The organism is Paenibacillus ginsengihumi DSM 21568, assembly GCF_000380965.1.
In the GTDB taxonomy this organism is placed as follows: domain Bacteria; phylum Bacillota; class Bacilli; order Paenibacillales; family NBRC-103111; genus Paenibacillus_G; species Paenibacillus_G ginsengihumi.
Genome location: NZ_KB905560.1, coordinates 462 through 22,071 on the forward strand (window position 1 = coordinate 462; position 21,610 = coordinate 22,071).

Here is a 21,610-nt window from a genome sequence, read left to right on the forward strand (position 1 = left end):
TTTTCAAGATAGACGCCCATGCCGCTGGCGCAGCACCATCAGAAGATGAAAACGGGCCGCATGAACCGGGGGCTATTTTCAAGATAGACCCCCATGCCGCTGGCGCAGCACCATCAGATGGTGAAAATGGGCCGCGGGCCCTGGGGGCTATTTTCAAGATAGACGCCCATGCCGCTGGCGCGGCACCGTCAGAAGACGAAAACGGGCCGCCTACCCTGGGGGTTATTTTCAAGATAGCATTGTTGTCGGCAGAGGGGGAAACGAGGTTGGAGCTATCCAAGCGTCAGGATCCGTTCGCGGAAATCGCGTTTCGCGAACATCCCGGAAATAAAGATGAATTAAGGGAGATTCCTCCCGTGCCTTACGACAAAAAATATTTCGTTCCGGGCACGGTCAAAGCGGGGGATGCGTCAGCGCCGGCCTACGAGACGCAGCTCGCGCAATTTCACGAGGAATTGAAGGCGCTGCGCGAGCGTTACCGGCCGTTCATGCGAAATTTGGCTCCCGTCCCTGTCGTGAACCGCAGCCGGCAGGCATGCACTCATTTTCAGTTTCGGTACTATACGCCGGAGGATGCGGATTTTACCCGCGTGCTGGATGGAAGCGGCGAATGGGAGCCGGTTACCGTGCCCGACTTTCGCGGCCCGACCGGGGAGAACGGGCGCTGGATCGGATTTTACCGCTGCGAATTCGACTACGCCCCCGTTGCCGGGGATCGGCGGGTATATCTCGTGTTCAAAGGCGTCGATTACAAGGCGACGGTATATCTCAACCGCAAATGCGTCGGCAGCCACGAAGGCTTCTTCGCCCCGTTCGAATTCGACGTCACCGACTATTTGCAGCGGCATAATACGCTGATCGTCGAGGTGCACAACGATTACCCGATGATGGGGGTCGGCGGCACGAAGCTTGACGGCGACAAGATGTACGCGGCGACGGGCCCGGGCTGGGACGATCCGTACAGCGGCTGGAACCACTGCCCGCCGGGCGCGGGCATCTACAACGCGGTGTATTTGGAGCAGCGGCCGCTGCTGTACGTTCAGGATATTTTCGTCAGGCCGAACATCGACGAAGGGTTCGTGGAAGTATGGATCGATGCGGTCAACTCGACGAACCGCCTGATGGAGCAGTTCGAGCTGCAGCTGGACATTATGCCGAAAAACTTCGAGGGAACCGGACCCGGTTCGCTGACGTTTCCGGTCGCTTATGCAGGGCCGGGCATCAATTACTACCGCTACAAGGTCGCGCTTGCGGATTTCCGGCTGTGGCAACCTGACGCGCCTTATCTGTACATCGCCAGAGTGCAGGTGATTCATGATGGCGCATGCATCGACAGCAGCGACCGCGCCTTCGGCATGCGGAAGTTTCATATGGACGAACAGAAGACGCCGAAAGGCACGCTGTATCTCAACAACAAGCCGATTTTTTTGCGGGGCGCCAATGAGATGGGGCATTTGCAGCAGTGCGTGATGCGCGGCGATTTCGCACAGCTGGCGGACGATATTTTGATCGCGAAGCTGGCGAATATTAACTTTTTCCGGGTCACCCAGCGGCCCGTTCAGGAAGAAATATACGATTATTTCGATATGCTCGGCATGATGCACCAATGCGACCTGCCGACCTTCGGCTTTATTCGCCGCAACCAGTTCGTGGAGGGAGTACGCCAGGCGGCCGAGATGGAGCGGCTGATCCGCAGCCACCCGTCCTCGGTGATGGTGTCGCTCATTAACGAGCCGTCGCGCACCGAAAAGCGGCGCAAGGGCCATCGGCATCTGCACCGCAACGAGCTTGAGGCATTCTTCGTTGCTTGCCGGCAGGCAATTTTTATCGAAAATCCCGATCGCGTCGTCAAAAATGCGGACGGGGACTACAATCCCCCGACGCAGGAAGGGCTGCCCGATTTTCATTGCTATAACATGTGGTATACGAACAATACGATCTCCGTCGGCAAAATGCACAAAGGGTTCCTGCCGACGATCCGGAGCGGCTGGAAGGCCGGCTGCGGGGAGTACGGCACAGAGGGCCTCGACAACTACGGGACGATGATGACCCGCTATCCGAAGGAATGGCTTCCCGAGAACGACAAGGAGCGCTGGGTGCCGACGGCAATTCACGGCGCTCAGACGTACGGCATGCACGGCGACTGGTTCCCCGAGCAGCGGACGATCCGCGAATGGATCGAGGCCAGCCAGAAGCATCAATGCCTGGCTACGAAGCTGATGACAGACGCCTGGCGGCGCCGGGCGGACATCATCGTGTCGACCGCCGTTCACCTGCTGATCGACGCCTGGCCGGCCGGCTGGATGAAGGCGCTCGTCGGCGTCGACCGGATTCCGAAGCCGGCGTATTTCACCTATAAGGCGTGCCTGGAGCCGGTCCGCGTGAACCTGCGCAGCGATCGCTGGAAAGTGTACGAAGGGGAGACGGTCGAGATCGAGGCCTGGCTGCTCAACGATACGCCGCAGGCGTATGAGCGGTGCCGCATCGTCGCGACGCTCCGCGACGAGCTGCGGGATTACGGCAGCTACGAAATCGCCGCAAGCTTGCCGGCGGCGACGGCGCAGTACGGAGGAACGATCCGCCTTGCCGTCCCCCAGGTGATCGACCGGCGAAGCCTGCATCTGGATGCCTGCCTGCTGGACGAAGAAGGCCGGCCGGTCAACATGGAGCGCTTTACGTTCGAGGCGTTCGCCAGGCGGGGACGGCCGAAGCCGCGCAAGGCCGCCTATCTCGACTCCGAAGCGGAGCTGCTCTGCTCGCTGCTGGAGGTGCCGGCGGAGGCGTATCAGCCGGAGGCGTGGAAGGGGGAGCCGCTGGTCGTTGCCTCCAGGGAAGCGTTCCTGCGGCACCGATCTTCCCTGCTCGGCAAAGTAAAGCAGGGCGGAAGGGCGCTGCTCGTGCTAAGCGGGCCTGACAGCGCCGCCTGGGACATCGGCGATACGGCCGTCTCGACGGTCAAGCTGCGCGAGCTGTACACGCTCGCCGCTCAGGCCGACGAGGAGAGCCTGCGCTGGCTGAGAGCCGACGACTTCGCTTACTTCTACCATCTGACGAACGACCGGATCGACGGCATCTCGAACTGTCATCTGGTCGGCGAGGGGCTGGAGCCGGTCGTCTTCGCCTATCAGCAGCAGGGCGATCCGGGCGGCAAGCGCAAGCTGCCGCTGGTCGGGAGGAAGCGGCTCGGCAAAGGTCTGCTGTACTTCATCTGCCTGCCGCTGTCGGGAAGAGTCGGCTTCAATCCGACGCTCGACCGCTTTCTCATATCGATTATGAACGAAACGGGGGAACTTGCGCCATGCCTCTCATCGTTAGCCGAAATGGACATCGGCGTGCAGAAATAGCGGAATCGCCGGGTGGCGTCCGCATCGCGCTGTGCAGCGGCGGCGCGTCCGCTCCCTTCTTCGCCGCACGGCTGGATGAGATGCTGACTTGTTCGATCGGCAAGCCTTGGCGGTTCGAGGTCGGCCGGCTGCGGCAGGCGCGGCTTTCCTCGGGCGCGGCTGCGGTGCTCGTCCAAGGCGATGTCGGGGAGCTCGGCGTTGAGCTTGAGTTTTCCTTCGACGAGCATGATGTGCTGCGGCTGCGGGCAACCTGGACGAACTGCTCGGACCGGGCGCTGCGCGATGTCGCCGCCGGAGTGCTGTTTCCGCTGCCGAGAAGGGACGGGGAGATCGTCACGATCCCCCATATGATCTACAACAATAACCCTTCCTCCGATCCGGAGCGAATCGTTCCCCGGCTCGGGGTCGGTCCCGGCCAAGGCTTCCTTTGCGAGGAGCACCGGCTGCCGATTCCGTGCGTCAACGTGGAGTGGAAGGAAGGGGGGCAAGGCCGCTACTTCTCCCTGTACTCCATTCCGGACTATGTGGAGTCGGGCGACGGCGTCGTTCATTATGGATCGCTGGGCATGATTCAGGAGGACGAACGATCCGTCCCCGCTGCGATGAGCGGCGTGTTGATGTTTAACGGGGAGAAGGACGTGTATTATGTAGGCAAGAGCAAGACGGACAATTATGAAGGCGGTTACCTGGATTTCGCCCCGGGCTTTGCGCTGACGAAGCGGTATGCGCTCGATTGGGGAGATGTCTCCAGACCCGGCCACGGCTTCCGCGAGATCGTCCGGCAAGGCCTTAAGCTGTTCCGGCCGGCAGGGGCGAAGCCCTTCAGCACGGACGAGATCATCGCGCTGAAGACGGCGGCGCTGGACGACCGGTGGCGGACGGACAGCCGCGGGGCCGCGGGCTATGTGAAGTTTAGCGATTCCAATGCGTTCGGCAACGTCTCGAAACGTCCGCTGCATTATATGTACGGCTGGACGGGGCAAGGCCTGAAGCTGGCCTGGTGCGACTTGAAGCTCGGGCTTGACGCCGGCTGCGAGGAGCGAATCGAGCGCTGCCGGCGGGCCGTCGACTTTTATTTGCGCGAAAGCGCTGCCGGCGTTCCCGGCTTAAGGCACAGCGCTTATTACCTTGAGGAAGGCCGATGGGAAAGCTTCCGCCGCAACGGGGAGCAGGTCGTCTCCAGCCGGGCGCTCGGCGAGACGGCCTCCGACCTCGCTGATATCGCGCTGCTAATGCGCGCAGCGGGCCGGGACGTTCCTGCCGGCTGGACGGAGGCCGTCCGCGAAGCGGCCGACTTCTTCCGCGGCGGCACGCTTAAGTCCGGCGTTTATCCTGCTGCCTGGCGGCTGGACGGATCGCCGGCGGACGAGATGATCACGGCGGCCGGAATTCCGTGCCTGATCGCGGCGGCCAAAGCTTACCGGCTGACCGGGGAGCGGCTTTATCTGGACCATGCCGAAACGGCGATGCGGCGCTATTACGAGCTGCATGCGGAGACGTTCGAGCGGCCGTTCGCCCGCTCTACGCTCGATGCTAGGTGCGAGGACAAGGAGGCGGGGATGTACTTCTTCCAGGCCGCCTCTGAGTTGTATTTGCTCACACAACGGGAGCGCTACCTCGAATGGGCCGGCATTGCCGCGGATTGGCTGCTCACCTACGTCTATGTATGGAATCCGCAGTACGATCGCGATTCGAGCTTCCGTCAAGCCGGCTTTCAGGCTGCCTGTTGGCCGGGGGTCAGCGTGCAAAACCATCATCTCGACGTCTTTTTCCCGACCTACGAATTGTGGCGCTTCGGTCAGTTGGCCGGCAGCAGGGCGTACGAGCGGATGGGCAGGATGATCTTCGACGCGATGGGGCAGGGCATTTGCTCCAGGCCGGGAGAATGGGGCTTTACCGTCATTGGCGAGCAGGGAGAAGGCTTTTATCAGACGCATTATCATCAGCGGGGCAGCAGCAACCGCTGGAACCCGTCCTGGGTCATTGCGCTTGTGCTGCACAATGCGCTGCGGTTCCGGGAGGCGGGCGAATAAATGGAACGAACACGCAAGGAGGGACGCATCGTGAACGATCGGTTGCCTGATTGGGAGAACCTCGAGGTGCTCTCGCGGCATGCGGAGCCTCCGCACGCCAGCTTCATTCCGCATGGCGATGCGGAATCGGCGCTCTCCGGCGAGCGGGGCGCTTCCTCGCGATACTTGTCGCTGAACGGCGATTGGCGGTTTCATTACGCGGCGAGTCCGCGGCAGGCGCCGCAGCGCTTCTTCGAGCCGTCGTTCGACGACGGGGAATGGGGGACGCTCCCGGTGCCGGGCAACTGGCAGATGCACGGATACGGCCGGCCGCACTATACGAGCAGCCAGTATCCGATCCCGGTCGATCCGCCGCGCGTGCCGGCGGCCAACCCGACGGGCTGCTACCGCCGAAGCTTCATCGTTCCCGACAGCTGGATCGGCATGCAGACATTCCTCGTCTTCGAAGGAGTCGATTCCGCGTTTCATGTCTGGGTGAACGGCCAGCTTGCCGGGTACGGGCAGGGCAGCCATATGCCGTCGGAATTCCGGATCACCCCGCTGCTAAGGCCTGGCGTGAACACGCTGGCCGTGCAGGTGTATACATGGAGCGACGGCACGTATTTGGAGGATCAGGACAAATGGCGGCTCAGCGGCATTTTCCGGGACGTGTATTTGAAAGCGGCCCCGAATGTACACATCCGCGACGCCTCGGTCCGGACCCGATTGGACGATGGGTTCCGCAACGCGGCTGCCCAGCTGCGGATCGCCGTCCGCAACGAGGCCGACTCGCCGTCTTCGCCGCACAAGCTCCGCATCGCGCTGCTGGACAGCGCGCAGCAGACGGTATACGAAGGCGCAGAGCCGGTCGCGTCGCTGGACGGCCGGGGAGAACAGACGGTCGCCGCGGAGATTCCGGTCGCCGAGCCGCTGCTGTGGTCCGCCGAGGAGCCGAACCTGTACGCGCTTGTGCTCCGCCTGGAGGACGAAGTCGGCGAGACGCTCGAAGCGGTCTGCCTGGCGTTCGGCTTCCGGGAGATTGCCGTCCGGGACGGCCGCCTGCTGGTGAACGGCAAGCGGGTTATTCTGAAAGGCGTAAACCGCAACGAATTTCATCCGGAGCTCGGCTTCACCATCCCTTACGAGACGATGGTGGAGGATATCCGGCTGATGAAGCAGTGCAACATGAACGCCGTCCGCACCTCGCATTACCCGAACGATACGCGCTGGCTGGACCTGTGCGACCGGTACGGGCTGTATGTGATCGACGAGGCGGATCTGGAGACGCACGGCTTCGTCTTCGTCGGGGAGGAGAGCGATCTGGCGAAAGACGCGCAGTGGCGGGAGCCGTTCCTCGACCGCGTCCGTCGCATGGTGGAGCGGGATAAAAATCATCCTTCCGTCATCATCTGGTCGCTCGGCAACGAGTCGGGCTACGGGCCTAACCATGACGCAATGGCCGAATGGGTGCGCCAGGCCGATCCGACGCGACCGATTCATTACGAACGGGCGAAGGACGCACCGATCGTCGATATCGTCAGCTGCATGTACCCTTCGCTGGACGCCTTGATCGAGGAGGGCAAGAAGGACGACCCGCGGCCGTTTCTGATGTGCGAATTCGCCCATGCGATGGGCAACGCCTCCGGCAACCTGCGGGAATATTGGGACGCCGTATACGAATATCCGCGCCTGCTCGGCGGCCTCGTCTGGGAGTGGGCCGATCACGGCATCCGCCGGCGGGCGGAATCGGGCGAGGTCTGGTATGCGTACGGCGGCGATTTCGGCGAGCGGCCGCACAGCGGCCACTTCTGCATCGACGGGCTGCTGCTTCCCGACCGCACGGCCAAGTCCTCGCTGCTCGAATTCAAGAAGGTTATCGAGCCGGTCAAGGTCGAGCCGGTCGATATCGCTTCCGGCGTCGTCAAGCTCCATAACCGTTACGACTTTTTGTCGCTCGATCATTTGCAATGCACCTGGACGCTCGTCTGCGAAGGCGCTGCGGTGGAGCAGGGCGAGCTGAGCGGGCTGGATGTGCCGCCGGGGGAGGCGAGAGCCGTCACGATCCCGTGGAACAAGAAGCTCGCGCAGCCGGGCGGCGAATATTGGCTGCATCTGCGCTTCACGCTGCGCCATGCTGCGCCGTGGGCGCCGCAGGGCCACGAGATCGCCTGGGCCGATCTTCCGCTGCCCGCCCGCGCGGCCGCTCCGGCGCGGATCGCCGCAAGCGCGATGCCGCAGCTGCGCGCCGAGGAGGACGGGCCGCTGCTGCGGCTTGAAGGCCCTGATTTCCGCTACGCGTTCGATCTGGAGCAGGGCACGCTTACGGCCATGGAATACAACGCCGTCCCGCTGCTGACCGCAGGGCCAAGCCCGCAGCTGTGGCGGGCGCCGATCGACAACGAGGCGCGCCAGTCGAAGATCTGGAAAAAAGCCGGCTACGACGCGCTCGTTCACCGAGTGCACGAGACGTCGCAGCAGCGGCAGCCCGGCGCGGCGCGGATCGCCGTCCGCTCGTCGCTCGGCGCGGCCGGACTCGGCGTCTGCTTCGATGTATGGACGGCATACACCGTATACGGCTCCGGCGATATCGTGCTTTCCGTGCGGATGAAGCCGCGGGGAGAACTGCCGCCGCTGCCCCGCGCAGGAGTGCGGCTTGCGCTGCCCAGCGCGTTCGAGCGGTTCGCCTGGTTCGGACTCGGCCCGCACGAGTGCTACATCGACCGGAAAGAGAGCGGGAAGCTCGGCGTCTACGCCGGCGCCGTGCAGGAACAGTACGTGCCGTACGTCAAGCCGCAGGAGCACGGGAACAAGGCGGACGTCCGCTGGGCGGCGGTGACGAACGCGCTGGGCACCGGCCTGTTCATCGGCGGCATGCCGACGCTGAACGTCGGGGTCAGCCGCTATACGGCCGAGCAACTCGCCGCGGCGAAGCATACGCATGAGCTGACGCCTTCAAGCGAGACGATAGTCAGCATCGATTACCGGCAGGCGCCGATCGGCAACCACAGCTGCGGCGAAGCGCCGCCGCTGGACAAATATTTGCTTCGCGCGGAGGAGATTTTGTTTTCCGTCAGGTTGAAGCCCTTCTCTACAAGGGACATTTCCCCGGCGCTGCTGCACAAGCGGCAGCCGGAGCCGCTATGCTGGAGCGATGAAACCGGTGAAGCGGCCGAAGCCGCGCCGCTGGCGGCGCGACAGGAGGCGATACAATGACGAGATGCGCGTTTCCGAAAATTTTGTACGGCGGCGACTATAACCCGGAGCAGTTTCCGAAGGAAATCTGGGACGAAGATATGAGGCTGTTTCGTCTTGCCGGCATCGATACGGCCACCATCAACGTCTTCTCCTGGTCGCTGAACCAGCCGGATGAGGAGACTTACTGCTTCGACTGGCTCGACGAGCTGATGAACAAGCTGCACGACAGCGGGATGCGCGCCTGCCTCGGAACGGGCACGGCGGCCCACCCGGCCTGGATGGCCCGCAAGTATCCGGACGTCCTGACCGTGACCTACGACGGGAAAAAGCGCAAGTACGGCAGAAGGCATAATTCGTGCCCGAACAGCCCGACCTTCCGCCGCTATGCGGGGCAGATGGCGAGCAAGCTGGCCGAGCGGTACAAGGATCACCCGGCTCTGCTGCTGTGGCATGTCAACAATGAGATCGGCATCCGCTGCTACTGCGACAACTGCGAGCGAGCGTTCCGCGAGTGGCTGAAGCAGCGCTACGGCACGCTGGAGCAGCTGAACCAGGCGTGGTACACGCGTTTTTGGGGCCACACGTTCTACGATTGGGAGGAAATCGTCCTGCCGAGCGCGCTCAGCGAAGGGCTGCAAAACAGCAATTCCGACCAGACGGCATTTCAGGGCATCACGCTCGATTATTACCGCTTTAACTCCGACAGCTGGCTGGAATGCTATCTGATCGAATACCGCGCGATCAAGGAGATTATTCCCGATGCGGTCGTTACGACGAATTTTCAGGGCAACGGCACCTACAAACCGCTCGATTATTTCAAATGGGCGCCGCATCTGGACATCGTCGCCCTGGATATTTACCCGGAAAACCATACGCCCGAGAGCTACATGGCGTTTCGCTACGATCTGATGCGGGGGCTCAAGGACGGAGCGCCGTTCCTGCTGATGGAGCAGAGCCCGTCGGTGATCAACTGGAAGGCGGTCAATCCGCTGAAGCGGCCGGGAGTCATGCGGCTTAGAAGCTATCAGGCGGTCGCGCGCGGCGCGGAGTCGGTCATGTTCTTCCAGCTGCGCCGTTCGCTCGGGGCGTACGAGAAATTTCACGGCGCCGTCATCGACCATGCCGGGCATGAGCATACGCGGGTGTTCAGGGAGTGCGCCGAGCTCGGCCAGGAGCTGCAGCGGCTCGGAAGCGGGCTATTGGGCGCGCGGACGGAAAGCCGGGTCGGGCTGCTGTTCGACTGGGAGAACTGGTGGGCGGTGGAGCTTGGCGGCGGACCTTCCGTACATCTGAAATATTTGGACCAGATGCAGAAATATTACGACGCTTTCTACGAGCTGCGCATTCCGGTCGACTTCATCCACGAGGGCACGGAGCTGGGCAGATACGATCTGGTCGTGGCGCCTCTGCTGTATATGGCGAAGCCGGGGCTGGCCCGGAAGCTGGAGCAGTTCGTGCAGGGCGGCGGGACGTTCGTGACGACGTTCTTCAGCGGCATCGCCGACGAGCACGACCGGGTCGTGCCGGGCGGGTATCCGGGCGAGCTGCGCAGGCTGCTCGGCATCTGGGTGGAGGAGATCGACGCGCTGTTCCCGGATCGGCGCAACCGGATCGTCGTCAAGCAGCCGTTCGGCCTTCTGGATGGCTCGTACGAGTGCCGGCTGGCGTGCGAGATCGTGCACCCGGAGGGGGCCGAGACGATAGCGGTGTTCGGCGAAGACTTCTACCGCGGCTCTCCGGCTTTGACCCGCCACCGCTACGGCCAGGGAGAAGCGTGGTATGCGGCCACCGAGCCGGACCGCCGCTTTCTCGGGCAGTGGCTTCAGGCGCTGTGCGAAGCTAAGGGCATCCGCCCGCTGTGCGCGGCGCCGCCGGGGGTCGAGGTGGCCGAGCGGGCGAAGGACGGCGCGATCTATACCTTCGTGCTGAATCACAGCGACGCAGCGCAAAAAATACATATCGGGGATGACATCCGGCAGGAGCTGCTCAGCGGCGGGACCGTCAGCGGCGAGATCGAGCTGGCCCCGAAGGGCGTCATGATTCTAAAGCATAATCGGGCGCTAGCCCAGGCCTAGCTGCCGCCAAGGCTGCGCGAAAGGAGGCGGATGACGATGGATGAGCGATTGAGGTGGAAGGAGAAGTTCGAACGGCCGCCGGCCGAATGCCGGTCGGTGCCATTCTGGGCGTGGAACGACAAGCTGGACGCAGCAGAGCTGGCCCGGCAGGCGAAGGAGATGAAGAAGCAGGGGATGGGCGGCTTCTTCATTCATTCCCGGGAAGGGCTGGAGACGGACTACATGGGGCGGGAGTGGATGGACTGCGTCCGCCGCACGGTCGATGAGGCCGAACGGCTCGGCCTGCACGTCTGGCTCTATGACGAGGACCGCTGGCCGTCCGGATTCGCCGGCGGGCTCGTGCAGGCGGCTGGAGGCGACGCGTACCGGGCCAAGGGGCTGACGCTGGAGGTGCTGCGCGAGCCGGAGCTTCCGGACGCGGCGGCAGCGTGCACCGCTCTGTTCAAGGCGGTTATCGACGATCGCCGCCTGCTGCGCTGCGAGCGGTCCCGGCCCGAATCCGCCGGCCGACTGGCGGAGAACGAGGTATGGCTCGTCTTCCGCGTGGAGGTCTCGGAGCGGAGCGAATGGTTCAACAACGAGGCGCCTCCGGACCAGCTGAATCCGGATGCCGTCAAGTGCTTTATCGGCACGACGCACGAGGCGTACAAGCGGGAGGTTGGCGACCGGTTCGGCTCGACCGTCCGCGGCATCTTCACCGACGAGCCGAGCGTTCACGACCGCCACTGCCGGTTCACGCCGGGCCGCGGCTGGGTTCCGTGGAGCGATTCGTTCCCCGGCTTTTTCCGGGAACGGCGCGGGTACGATCTGCTCGATGTCGCGCCGTACCTGTACTTCGACGGGGAGATGTCGCCGGCGGCGCGGCACGATTACTGGCGGACGGTGACCGAGCGGTTCAGCGAATCGTTCTCGGGGCAGATCGGCCGCTGGTGCGAGGAGAACGGCATCGCCTTCACCGGCCACTATCTGTGGGAGAACAATCTGGGGACGGCGACTCGCGTCTGCGGCGCGGTCATGCCGAACTACCGCTACCAGCATGTCCCGGGGATCGATATGCTGAACGAGCAGACAAGCGAATACATTACCGTCAAGCAGTGCAGCAGCGTAGCCAACCAATACGGCCGGACGTTCGTGCTCAGCGAGACGTACGGCTGCACCGGCTGGGGCTTTACGTTCGAAGGGCAAAAATGGATGGGCGATTTTCAATACGTCCTCGGCGTCAATATCCGCTCGCAGCATTTGGCCCTCTATTCGCTCAAAGGCTGCCGCAAGCGCGATTATCCGCCGGTATTCAACTACAACACGAGCTGGTGGAAGTACAACCATGTCGTAGAAGATTATTTCGCCAGATTGTCGGCGGTACTCACCGAGGGACGGCCGGTCCGCGACGTGCTCGTGCTGCACCCGGCGACGACCGCCTGGAGCATGGTCGGCACCGGCCCTTACGGCTTCCCCGCCCGCGGCAAGGACCGCGACGTCTCCGCAGCGAACGCGTACGGCCACGAGTTCAACGCGTTTCTCGGCACGCTGCTTAAAGCGCATTACGACTTCGATCTCGGCGATGAGACGATCATGGCGGAGGAGGGGCAGGTGCGCGGCGGCAAGCTGGCGGTGAAGCTGGCGGAATACCGGATCGTCGTCATCCCCCGCATTCGGACGATGCTTGCGAGCACCTGCGAGCTGCTCATGCAATTCCTCGCAGCGGGCGGCCGCATCGTCGCCGTCGGACCGCCGCCGGAGATGATCGAGGGCAGGCCGGCGGCGGAGCGGCTCGCCGCGCTGTACGGCCACGCGAACCTGGCGCTGGCCGGGGACGCTGCGGAGGCAGCAACAGCGCTTGCGGCCGCTCTCCCGAGGCGGGTCAGCCTGGCGGATGCGCAGGGCGCAGAGGTGCCCGAATTGCTGTATATGCTGAGGGAGGCGGGCGAGCTGCGCACGCTTTTTGTCGTGAATAACGACAGGGAGCGCAGCCGCGCGGCGATCGTCTCCGTGGAAGGCGTCAGCGAAGCGGAGGAGTGGGACCCGCTGACAGGCAAGATCACGCCGGTCCGGGCCGCCGCCGCAAACGGCCGCCTGACGTTTGGCGCCGAGCTCGGTCCGGCCGGCTCCAGGCTGTACGTGATGCGCAGGGGCAGTCAGCCGCCTGATGCCGGCTGCGCTGGCCGTTCAGCGGCCCGGGCTCCGGCGGAAGCATGGCCCGCCGCGGAAATTGCGCTTGCGACCGACTGCCGGTTCAGCCGCACGATGCCGAACGCCCTCACGCTGGACCGCTGCCGCTACCGGTTCGCCGGCGGCGAATGGTCGGAGGAGATGGAGGTGTGGCAGGCGCAGAGGGCGATCCGCGAAGCGCTCGGCATGAGGCAGATCTACTGCAACGGGATCGAGCAGCGGTACCGCTGGGTTTGCGAGCCGCATCCGGCGGACGGCACGCCCGTCGAGTTCCGCTTCACTTTCCGGGTGAAATCGCTGCCGGCTTCATCGCTTTGGCTGGTGGCGGAAGCGGCGAGCGATTACGGAATTCGGCTGAACGGCCAGCCGGCCGCAAGCCGTCCCGAAGGCTGGTTCCTCGACCGATCGTTCGAGCGGGTGCCGCTGGCCGGGGCGGTCGAAGGGGAGAATGAGCTGGTGCTGTCATGCCGGTACGCCAACCGGATGGAGGTCGAGGATGTGTACTTGATCGGCGATTTTGCCGTCGACGCCGACCGGGCAATCGTCCCCGAGCCGGAGACGCTGGCGTTCGGCGACTGGTGTCTGCAGGGGTACCCCCATTACTGCGGCAGCATCGTCTATCGCTTCGACGTGACGCTGGGCGCGGGGCCGGAGAGCGGGTACGAGCTGGTCATCGGCGAGTTTTCGGCCGTGACGGTCGAAGTCAGGGTGAACGGCCAGCCGGCCGGCCACATTCCGTGGCGGGCGGCAGGGCGCCTCGCGTTGACCGGGCTAAAGGCCGGAACGAACCGGATCGAGCTGGAAGTGATGGGCAGCCCGCGCAATTTGCTCGGCCCGTTCCACCATGCGGCGGGAGAACCGAAGACGACCGGGTGGGCGTCCTTCCGCAAGGAAGGCGATGACTATACGCCGGAGTACAAGCTGCAGCCATACGGTTTGTTCGGGCGAATCACATTGCGCCGCATGGCGGAGGAATAGCGGTGCAGAGAACGGAGGTTTGAGCATGTCAGGAAGATGCGGCAGGTGGATGCGAATACTCGTATTGGCCGCGATATGCGTTGCGATGCTGCCTGCGGCTGCGTACGCTGAAGTCAAATATGCAACCTTCACGAAGGACAGCCGGGCCAATCTGATCTGGTTGCAGCCGGCCTATTATCCGATCGGCGTGATCGGCGAGGATTTGTTCGTGACCGATCCCGCCAACCCCGAAGTCAAGATCAAATCGACGCTGCTGAACCCGAAGGACATTTTTATCGACAAGAAGAACGAGCTGTATATCGCCGATACGGGTAACAACCGGATCGTCCATCTGAGCGGGCAAGGCGAGCTGATTCGCTATATTACGCTGCCAGGCAGCCCGCTGAACAAGCCCGAGGGGGTCTTCGTGACGCCGGCCGGCGACATTTATATCGCCGATACGGGCAACAAAAGGGTCGTCCGGCTGGATCGGGACGGCAAGCTGGTGAAGCAGTTCGAACGGCCGAACACGAAGTACATTACCGACACGTTCGTGTTCGATCCGAACAAGGTAATGGTCGATGAAAGGGGCTTTCTCTACATCGCCGTGCACGGCGGTTACGAGGGGCTCGTGATGATGGACCCGGAAGGCAACTTCCAAGGCTTCTTCGGCGCCAACAAGACGGTGCTCTCCGCCCTGGACGCCTTGAAGCGGTGGCTGTACCCCAAGGAAATGTACGCCAACGAGGTGGCGAAGAAGCCGGAGACGATCAACAGCGTGGCGACGGACGACAACGGTTACATCTATACGGTGACCGGCGGCACGGCGAAGCTCGACCAGCTGAAAAAATTGAACATCAAAGGCGAGAATCTGCTTCGCAGCTCGCAGAAGTCGTTCGGGGAATACCGCGCCAGAGACGCGGCGGCAGCGCTCGACGGCACCGTCCGCATCCCGCAGCTGATCGATGTGGCCGTCGACAAGAGCGGCAATATGATCGTCGTCGACCAGCAGTTCAAATATATTAGCCATTACGATGCCTCCGGCAATCTGCTGTATTTCTGGGGAGGCGCCTCGGCGGTCGGCTCCTCGCAGGTCGGCCTGCTCAAAAGCCCGGTTGCACTCGACGTCAACTCCCGCAACGAATTGTACGTGCTGGACGATCAGGAGAACATCGTGCAAGTATTCCGGCTGTCCGAGTTCGGGCAGAAGGTGAACGAGGCTAACCAGCAGACGCTGGCCGGCTATTACGAGGCGAGCGAAGGGCCGTGGCGGGAGGTGCTGCGCATGAACGCCCAGTTCAGCCCGGCGCTGCTCGGACTGGCCAAAGCGGCCTTCAAGAAGGAGCAGTATGAGGAAGCGAGACGGCTGTTCAAGGAAGCCGGCGACCAGCAAGGCTATTCCGACGCTTTCTGGCAAATTCGGATGAGATGGTTCCAGCAAAACTTCTCGGTGATCGCCAGCACCGTCTTTTTCGGCGGCATCCTGCTGTTTCTCGTCGACAAGCTGACCGCGCGCAGCAAGCTGCGGAAGGCGTGGCGCGAGCGGAAGCGAATGACGAACCGGCTGGCGGCGAACCTCCGCCATGCGCTCTATATCCTGAAGCATCCCGTCGACGGATTTACCGCCGTCCGCTACGAGAACAAGGGCAGCTATGTCAGCGCGATCCTGATCATGCTCGGCGTATACGGCGCGCTCCTGTTCGATCAATTCGTCACCAGCTTCTCGTTCAACGCCGCCGTTCGGGTCGACATCTATTCGATCTTTACGCAGTTTTTCATCGTCTGGATCGCCTGGATCGTCTCCAACTACCTCGTCAGCTCCATCTACCGCGGGGAAGGCCGGTTCCGGGACATCTTTATCGGCAGCGCCTATGCGCTCGTTCCGTATATTATCGTCGGCGTCCCGCTGGCCATCATATCGAATATGATGACGCTGTCCGAGTCGTCGATCTACAATTTCGCGGCAAACGGCATGATCGTCTGGATCGGGCTGCTGATGTTCTGGAAAATCCAGTGGATTCACAACTACAGCGTAGGGGAGACGGTGCTGAACATCGTCTTTACGCTGTGCACGATGCTGGTCATCGGCGTATTGATCTTCGTCACGACCGGACTGACCAATGATCTGGCATCGTTGATCTACGAGATGTGGCAGGAGGCGACTCTACGATGAACTTGTTCAAGCGAATCAACAAGACTGCCGCTGTCGTCACCGTCCTGCTTGCGGCCGCTGTCGTTCTCTTCGTGACCCGGGCTGAATTCGAATTTAAAGCGGCGGCCGGCGATCGCCCGTTTCCGCCGGACGGTTCCGAAGCCGACGCCGCCCGCGCGGCGACGCCCGCCCGTCTGCCGGAGGAAAGCGGCTTTAAGCTGATGGCGGAGAACGAGCTGCTGCGGCTGAAGGCAGATGAGAAGACAGGCCATTTCATGGTCGAGGACAAGCGAAACGGCAACGTGTACCGCTCGTATCCGAATCCGGCCGATTGGCCGCGGGAGACGATTTCGGAGAATTGGAAGCGGCATCTGGCTTCCCCGCTTATGGTGCAGTACGTCGATTTCACGAAGAGCATTCTGCAGGCGAAAGAGACGAATCTGGCCGAGGAAGGGGGAGCGGTCAAGGGGCTGAAGCCGATTCCCGGCGGATACAGTCTCGTATACGAATTGCCCGCTACCGGCTTTACCGTGCCGATCGAGGTCAGGATTGAGCAGGATTACGTCGAAACCCGGATCATCCGCGACGGTATTCAGGAGAAGAGCATGGGGCTGGTCTGGATTCGGCTGTTTCCGTTCTTCGGCGCCGAATATTCCGACGGCAAGGACGGCTACATGCTGATTCCGGACGGCGCGGGGGCGCTCATCCGCTTCAAGAACAACCAGCTCAACGTCAACAAGCTGTATGATGAAAGCGTATACGGCGTGGACAGCACGTTTACAGGCTTAAGCAACAACCGCAATCCGATCATTATGCCCGTATTCGGCATGAAGGCGGACTCCCGCGGCTTCCTGGCCGTGCTGCACGACGGGGAAGAGTATGCGAATATCGTGGCCTCGCCTTCGGGCGTGCTCAGCAATTACAACTGGGCCGCCGCGCAGATGAATTTTCGCTCCAGCTTCCTGCAGTTTACGAGCCGAAATTCTCCCGACGAATGGGGCTTCGTCGACTATAACCGCAACGAATTGTTCGGGAGCGACCGGGTCGTGCGCTACTACCTGCTGGGCGGCGACCAGGCCGGTTATGTAGGGATGGCCGGGAAGTATCGGCAATACTTGATGGAGGAGAAAGGGCTGAAGCCGCTTAACGCAAGCAATCCCCATATTCCGATGAATGTGCATATTATCGGAGGGGATCAGGAGCCGGGCGTGGTGCGCGACCGCTACATCCGTCTGACGACGACCGAAGAGGCGGCGCGCATGGTGGATGCGCTGCGCGGCCGCGGCGTGGAGAACATGACGATCACTTATTCGGGCTGGCAGAGAGGGGGCTACAGCGCCCTCGGCAGAACGCTGCCCGTCGATTCCCGGATCGGCGGCGACCAGGGCATGCGCGCGTTCATCGACAATGCCCGGCGGCACGGTTTTCCCGTATATCTGGATACGGAATACGGCATGAACAATACGGGCGCCGGGGGCTTCGACCCGCGCTTTCACGCGATGCTCAATTTGGCCGGCCGCAACCTGACGCTAGGCACGCTGTACAGCAATGAACGGGTGCCGGTTGTCAGCGACAAATTCGTGGAAGAGATCGTGAGGAAGGACCTCGCTTCCTTCAAAGCGCTGGGCGTCGCCGGCCTGGCTGTAGGCCGGATCGGCCAGGGGCTGTTCAGCGATTATAATACGAGCTACGGAGCGCACCGGGATGAAGCGCGGGACGTGCAGGAGCGCATCCTGAAGAGCATCAAGGAGGGTCTCGGGAGCGTGCACGGCAGCAGCTCCGGCTTCTATGCGCTGCCTCATGTCGATCATATTCGGTCGATGGTGTACGATCATTCTTACGATCTGTTCACGGACGAAGCGGTGCCCTTCGCCCAGATCGCGGCGCACGGCCTGGTCACGTACTCCTCGGAGTTTGCGAACAACCGGCAGGAGGACGTGAACGATTTTCTGCGCGATATCGAGTACGGCGCCATTCCTTCCTTCGTCTTTACCGAGGCGGAAACGAAGGAATATGTCAACGCCTACGGCATCCGCTACTACAATACGCATTTTCCGGATTGGGAGGAGTTTGCTGCCGAGCAGTATAAAAGGTACGACGAGGCGCTCGGGGACGTGCAGAACCAGTTCATTGCGAACCACCGCACGCTGGCGCCCAATGTCAAGGAAACGACGTACGCGAACGGAAAGCGGATTATCGTCAACTATAACTTAACGCCTTACCGCGACGGGGAGCTGGTCGTACCGGCAATGGACTTCGTGGCGATCGGAGGAGGGAGCAGCCGATGAAAGCCAGAGCCAGGCTCAAGGCTTCATTGATGGAGTATATGGAGGGCACGATCTTCATCGCCCCCTGGTTTATCGGATTTGTGGTGTTCATGGCCTTTCCGCTCGGGTTTTCGCTGTTCATGAGCTTTCAGAAGGTGACGATTACGGCGACCAGCACATCGACCGAATTCATCGGCCTTACCCATTACCGCTACATTTTGTTCGAGAACGGAAGCATTCTGTACAACCAGCTGCTTCCGTTCCTCCGGCAAGCCTTGTTCATGATTCCGATCATCGTCATCTTCGCACTCTTGATCGCCATCATATTGAATCAGCAGTTCGCGGGGCGCACGTTTTTTCGCGCGATTTTCTTCCTGCCCGTCATCCTGTCCACCGGCGAGGTGGTCAAGGAGTTCCTGACGCAGGGCGAGGGCGATCTCGGCTTCATGTCGAAGTACGACGTATCCGGACTGATCCGGGCCAACCTGTCGGCGACCTGGTCCGGCCCCTTGATCAGCATTCTGGATTCGTTCGTGCTGATCCTGTGGTACTCCGGCGTGCAGATTCTGATCTTCCTCGGCGGCCGGCAGACGATCTCCAACTCGGCCTACGAGGCGGCGCGCATCGACGGGGCGAGTCCGTGGGATACGTTCTGGAAAATTACGCTGCCGGCGATGACGCCGTTCATTTTCCTGAATACGATTTATACGGTCGTCGATCTGTTCACCTTCCCGACGAACCCGATTTTGACCAGGGTCAGGGAGAGCGAATACGGCCAATACAGCGCGCTGATCTGGATTTATTTTCTCATCATCGGCTTCTTTCTCAGCATCATCTTCTATATTTTCAGCAAGGCGACGAAAGCGCAGCGGGATGCCGCCTAGCCGGCGCCCTGGCTGCCGCTTGGGGCGCAGCCTAACTTGAGGCGCAGCTTAATTGCCATATCGACGAAGGGGTGAGCGTATGTCATTGATCCGTACGAGAACGGCGAAGACGGAGCGCGGCACAGCGATGCTGCTGTTACTGCAGAAGGCGCGTTATCGCATCATCGGCCTGGAAGCGGACAAAGGGCTGCTGTTCAAGCTGTTCATTTATTTGATCCTGCTGGATACGGCATATATTTACTTGAAGCCGATTCTGCACATGGTGACGACGATGGTCAAAAATGCGGACGATCTGCTCGATCCGTCCGTCAAATGGTTTCCGCGGACGATCTACCTCGGCAACCTGCAGGAGGCGTGGGAATGGCTCAAATATCCGAAGGCGCTCGGCCTGACGCTGACGCTGTCGCTGTCCGTCGCCATTTTGCAGACGATGTCCTGCGCCGTGACGGGCTACGCCTTCGCCAGGCTGAAGGTTCCGTTCAAGCGCACGCTGTTTTTTTTCCTGCTGCTGACCTTCATCGTGCCGATTCAGGTGACGATTCTGCCGAACATTATTTACGCCCGGGAACTCGGCCTGCTGAACACGGTATATCCGATCATCGTGCCGGCTTTCTTCGGCCTCGGCCTGAAGGGAGCGCTGTTCGTCATCATTTACCGGCAGTTTTTCTCCACCCAGCCGAAGGAGCTGGAGGAGGCGGCGCGGATCGACGGGGCGAATGTGTTCAAAATTTTTTACAAGGTCATGATGCCGCTCGCCCGGCCCGCGATCCTGGTCGTGTTCCTGTTCTCCTTCGTCTGGACCTGGAACGATTTCTATTTGCCGAGCATGTATTTGTCCGATATCGAAACCGCCCCCCTCTCGATGGGTATCTCGCGCATCGCCTCGGCGCTGAAGCAGCAGGCTGAAGTGTACGGTCCGTCGGTGACGGACGAGGCGATCCGAATGGCGACGACCTTCCTGATGATCATTCCGCCGATGCTGCTGTATACGTTCACGCAGCGCTGGTTCATCGAAGGGGTGGAGAGAACCGGTCTGGTCGAGTAGTCAACCGATTTCATTACCGTGGCAGGAGGAGGCAAAAGCGTATGAAAATTCGCAGAGGCCGCTGGGCTTTTACCGTCGCGATGTTCATGTTAATGGCCGCCGTCATGGGCTGTTCGGCTTCCGAGCCGGCAGGGGCCGGCGCGGGTCCGGATCTTTCCAGGAAGGTGCTGCTGGTCAGGGCCAAGGAGGGGGGAGGGGAAAACGGCATTATCAACCGACTGAAAAACAAGGGGTACACCGTCTACGACGTCGTCGACGAGCATTTCAAAATCGAGCAGGCCAGCGATTACGGCCTCATCTACATCAGTCCGGCCGTCAATTCCGCCAGGGTGGATACGCGGCTGAAGCAGTCGACCGTTCCCGTCGTCGTGTCCAAGACGCAGGTGGCGGGCATGCTGGGTATGGGCGGCGTGGCCAATTTCGGCGAGTCGGCCGGCGTGAAGACGATTGAAATCCGCGACGACAAGCATCCGCTGGCGGCCGGACTCAAGGGAACCGTAGCGATCTATCAGGAGGAAGGCACCGTATCGTACAGCCAAAGCCCGAGCAAGGAAGCGGCGATCATTGCGGAGCATCCGGTCAGCGGCAACAACAAGCAGTATACGGTCTTTGCCTACGAGAAAGGGGCGAAGAACAACGCGGGCGACGAAGTGCCGGCACGTCAAGTATTTTTCTCGCTTCCGGCGGGCGAATCGGCGAAGCTGACCGACAGCGGCTGGCAGCTGTTCGACGCTGCCATCGCCTGGGCTGCAGGCAATGATGGGAAGTAAGTATATACGAGGGAGATGAGCGATATGAAGTCGGTGAAACGAATGACGGTTGGTTTGATCGCGTTTGCGGCGCTGCTGCTCGGCCTTGCGGCCTGCAGCGGCGGCGAGCCGGCCAGCGTCGGCAACAAGGTGCTGTTCGTCGGAAGAGACAGCGGCGGAGACGCCATCGTCGCCAAGCGGCTGCGCGAGGTGCACGGCATGGAGGTGACTGTCGTCGCCGACAAGGAGCTGACGGCGGAGCACGCGAACGGCTGCGCGCTGATCTATATTAGCGAATCGGTCAACTCCGGCCGAATCGGCGACAAATTCGTCTCGACACCGATCCCCGTCATCTACGCCGAGCCGCAGTCCACGTCCGATACCGGGATGACGGTGACCGAAGGCTACGGCAAGCTGGAGTCGGCCAACGCCGCCAAGACGATTCAGATCAAGGACAGCCAGCATCCGCTCGCCGCAGGGCTGACGGGCAAGGTCGATGTGTACAAAGAGAACGGGAAAATGGGCTACGCCGTACCCGGTGAAGAAGCGATCGTCGTCGCTACGGTTCCGGACGACGACCAGAAGGCGACGATTTTTGCCTACGAGAAAGGCGTCAAAAATGCGAAGGACATGACGACGCCGGCGCGCGTGCTTTATTTCTACCTGTTCGAAGGGGAAGAAATCAATCAGTCCGAGGACGGCTGGAAGCTGTTCGATGCCGCCGTAAAATGGGTGACCGGGAAAAGTTAAGCGCAAGCGGG

Annotated in this window: 11 protein-coding genes; all 11 read left to right on the plus strand. The window is 61.8% G+C overall.

Going from position 1 to position 21,610, the window contains the following annotated elements; genetic code table 11:
* Positions 1-266 precede the first annotated feature (266 nt).
* Positions 267-3,344: a glycoside hydrolase family 2 protein gene (locus F591_RS0109235; protein WP_019534312.1), complete on the plus strand. Its 3,078-nt coding sequence runs from the start codon at positions 267-269 to the stop codon at positions 3,342-3,344.
* Positions 3,299-5,377 carry an AGE family epimerase/isomerase gene (locus F591_RS0109240; RefSeq protein ID WP_019534313.1) on the plus strand — a complete coding sequence of 693 codons (2,079 nt, stop codon included), beginning with the start codon at positions 3,299-3,301 and terminating at the stop codon, positions 5,375-5,377. Before F591_RS0109235 ends, F591_RS0109240 begins: the two co-directional genes overlap by 46 nt.
* Positions 5,378-5,407: 30 nt before the next feature.
* Positions 5,408-8,569 (plus strand): glycoside hydrolase family 2 TIM barrel-domain containing protein, encoded by a 3,162-nt coding sequence (locus F591_RS0109245; protein ID WP_245581007.1) that lies wholly within the window; start codon positions 5,408-5,410, stop codon positions 8,567-8,569.
* Positions 8,566-10,626: a beta-galactosidase gene (locus F591_RS0109250; RefSeq protein WP_019534315.1), complete on the plus strand. Its 2,061-nt coding sequence runs from the start codon at positions 8,566-8,568 to the stop codon at positions 10,624-10,626. The genes F591_RS0109245 and F591_RS0109250 overlap by 4 nt, the downstream gene beginning before the upstream one ends.
* 36 nt (positions 10,627-10,662) lie before the next feature.
* Positions 10,663-13,773: a glycosyl hydrolase gene (locus F591_RS0109255; protein WP_019534316.1), complete on the plus strand. Its 3,111-nt coding sequence runs from the start codon at positions 10,663-10,665 to the stop codon at positions 13,771-13,773.
* A 25-nt stretch (positions 13,774-13,798) separates the two neighbouring features.
* Positions 13,799-15,925 (plus strand): YIP1 family protein, encoded by a 2,127-nt coding sequence (locus F591_RS0109260; RefSeq protein WP_026326486.1) that lies wholly within the window; start codon positions 13,799-13,801, stop codon positions 15,923-15,925.
* Positions 15,922-18,192: a DUF5696 domain-containing protein gene (locus tag F591_RS0109265; protein WP_019534318.1), complete on the plus strand. Its 2,271-nt coding sequence runs from the start codon at positions 15,922-15,924 to the stop codon at positions 18,190-18,192. Before F591_RS0109260 ends, F591_RS0109265 begins: the two co-directional genes overlap by 4 nt.
* Positions 18,189-19,055 carry a carbohydrate ABC transporter permease gene (locus tag F591_RS0109270; RefSeq protein WP_019534319.1) on the plus strand — a complete coding sequence of 289 codons (867 nt, stop codon included), beginning with the start codon at positions 18,189-18,191 and terminating at the stop codon, positions 19,053-19,055. Before F591_RS0109265 ends, F591_RS0109270 begins: the two co-directional genes overlap by 4 nt.
* Positions 19,056-19,134: 79 nt before the next feature.
* Complete coding sequence (locus F591_RS0109275) at positions 19,135-20,100, plus strand: carbohydrate ABC transporter permease (protein ID WP_019534320.1); 966 nt, start codon at positions 19,135-19,137, stop codon at positions 20,098-20,100.
* 41 nt (positions 20,101-20,141) lie between these two features.
* Positions 20,142-20,870 carry a hypothetical protein gene (locus F591_RS0109280; RefSeq protein ID WP_019534321.1) on the plus strand — a complete coding sequence of 243 codons (729 nt, stop codon included), beginning with the start codon at positions 20,142-20,144 and terminating at the stop codon, positions 20,868-20,870.
* Positions 20,871-20,894: 24 nt separating this feature from the next.
* Complete coding sequence (locus F591_RS0109285; protein ID WP_019534322.1) at positions 20,895-21,599, plus strand: hypothetical protein; 705 nt, start codon at positions 20,895-20,897, stop codon at positions 21,597-21,599.
* The last annotated feature ends 11 nt before the right edge of the window (positions 21,600-21,610 follow it).

Bases quoted from the DNA above. Each gene is read 5' to 3' on its own strand.
- F591_RS0109240 (WP_019534313.1), top strand. From the start codon at position 3,299: ATGCCTCTCATCGTTAGCCGAAATGGACATCGGCGTGCAGAAATAGCG.
- F591_RS0109250 (WP_019534315.1), top strand. From the start codon at position 8,566: ATGACGAGATGCGCGTTTCCGAAAATTTTGTACGGCGGCGACTATAAC.
- F591_RS0109255 (WP_019534316.1), top strand. From the start codon at position 10,663: ATGGATGAGCGATTGAGGTGGAAGGAGAAGTTCGAACGGCCGCCGGCC.
- F591_RS0109260 (WP_026326486.1), top strand. From the start codon at position 13,799: ATGTCAGGAAGATGCGGCAGGTGGATGCGAATACTCGTATTGGCCGCG.
- F591_RS0109265 (WP_019534318.1), top strand. From the start codon at position 15,922: ATGAACTTGTTCAAGCGAATCAACAAGACTGCCGCTGTCGTCACCGTC.
- F591_RS0109270 (WP_019534319.1), top strand. From the start codon at position 18,189: ATGAAAGCCAGAGCCAGGCTCAAGGCTTCATTGATGGAGTATATGGAG.
- F591_RS0109275 (WP_019534320.1), top strand. From the start codon at position 19,135: ATGTCATTGATCCGTACGAGAACGGCGAAGACGGAGCGCGGCACAGCG.
- F591_RS0109280 (WP_019534321.1), top strand. From the start codon at position 20,142: ATGAAAATTCGCAGAGGCCGCTGGGCTTTTACCGTCGCGATGTTCATG.
- F591_RS0109285 (WP_019534322.1), top strand. From the start codon at position 20,895: ATGAAGTCGGTGAAACGAATGACGGTTGGTTTGATCGCGTTTGCGGCG.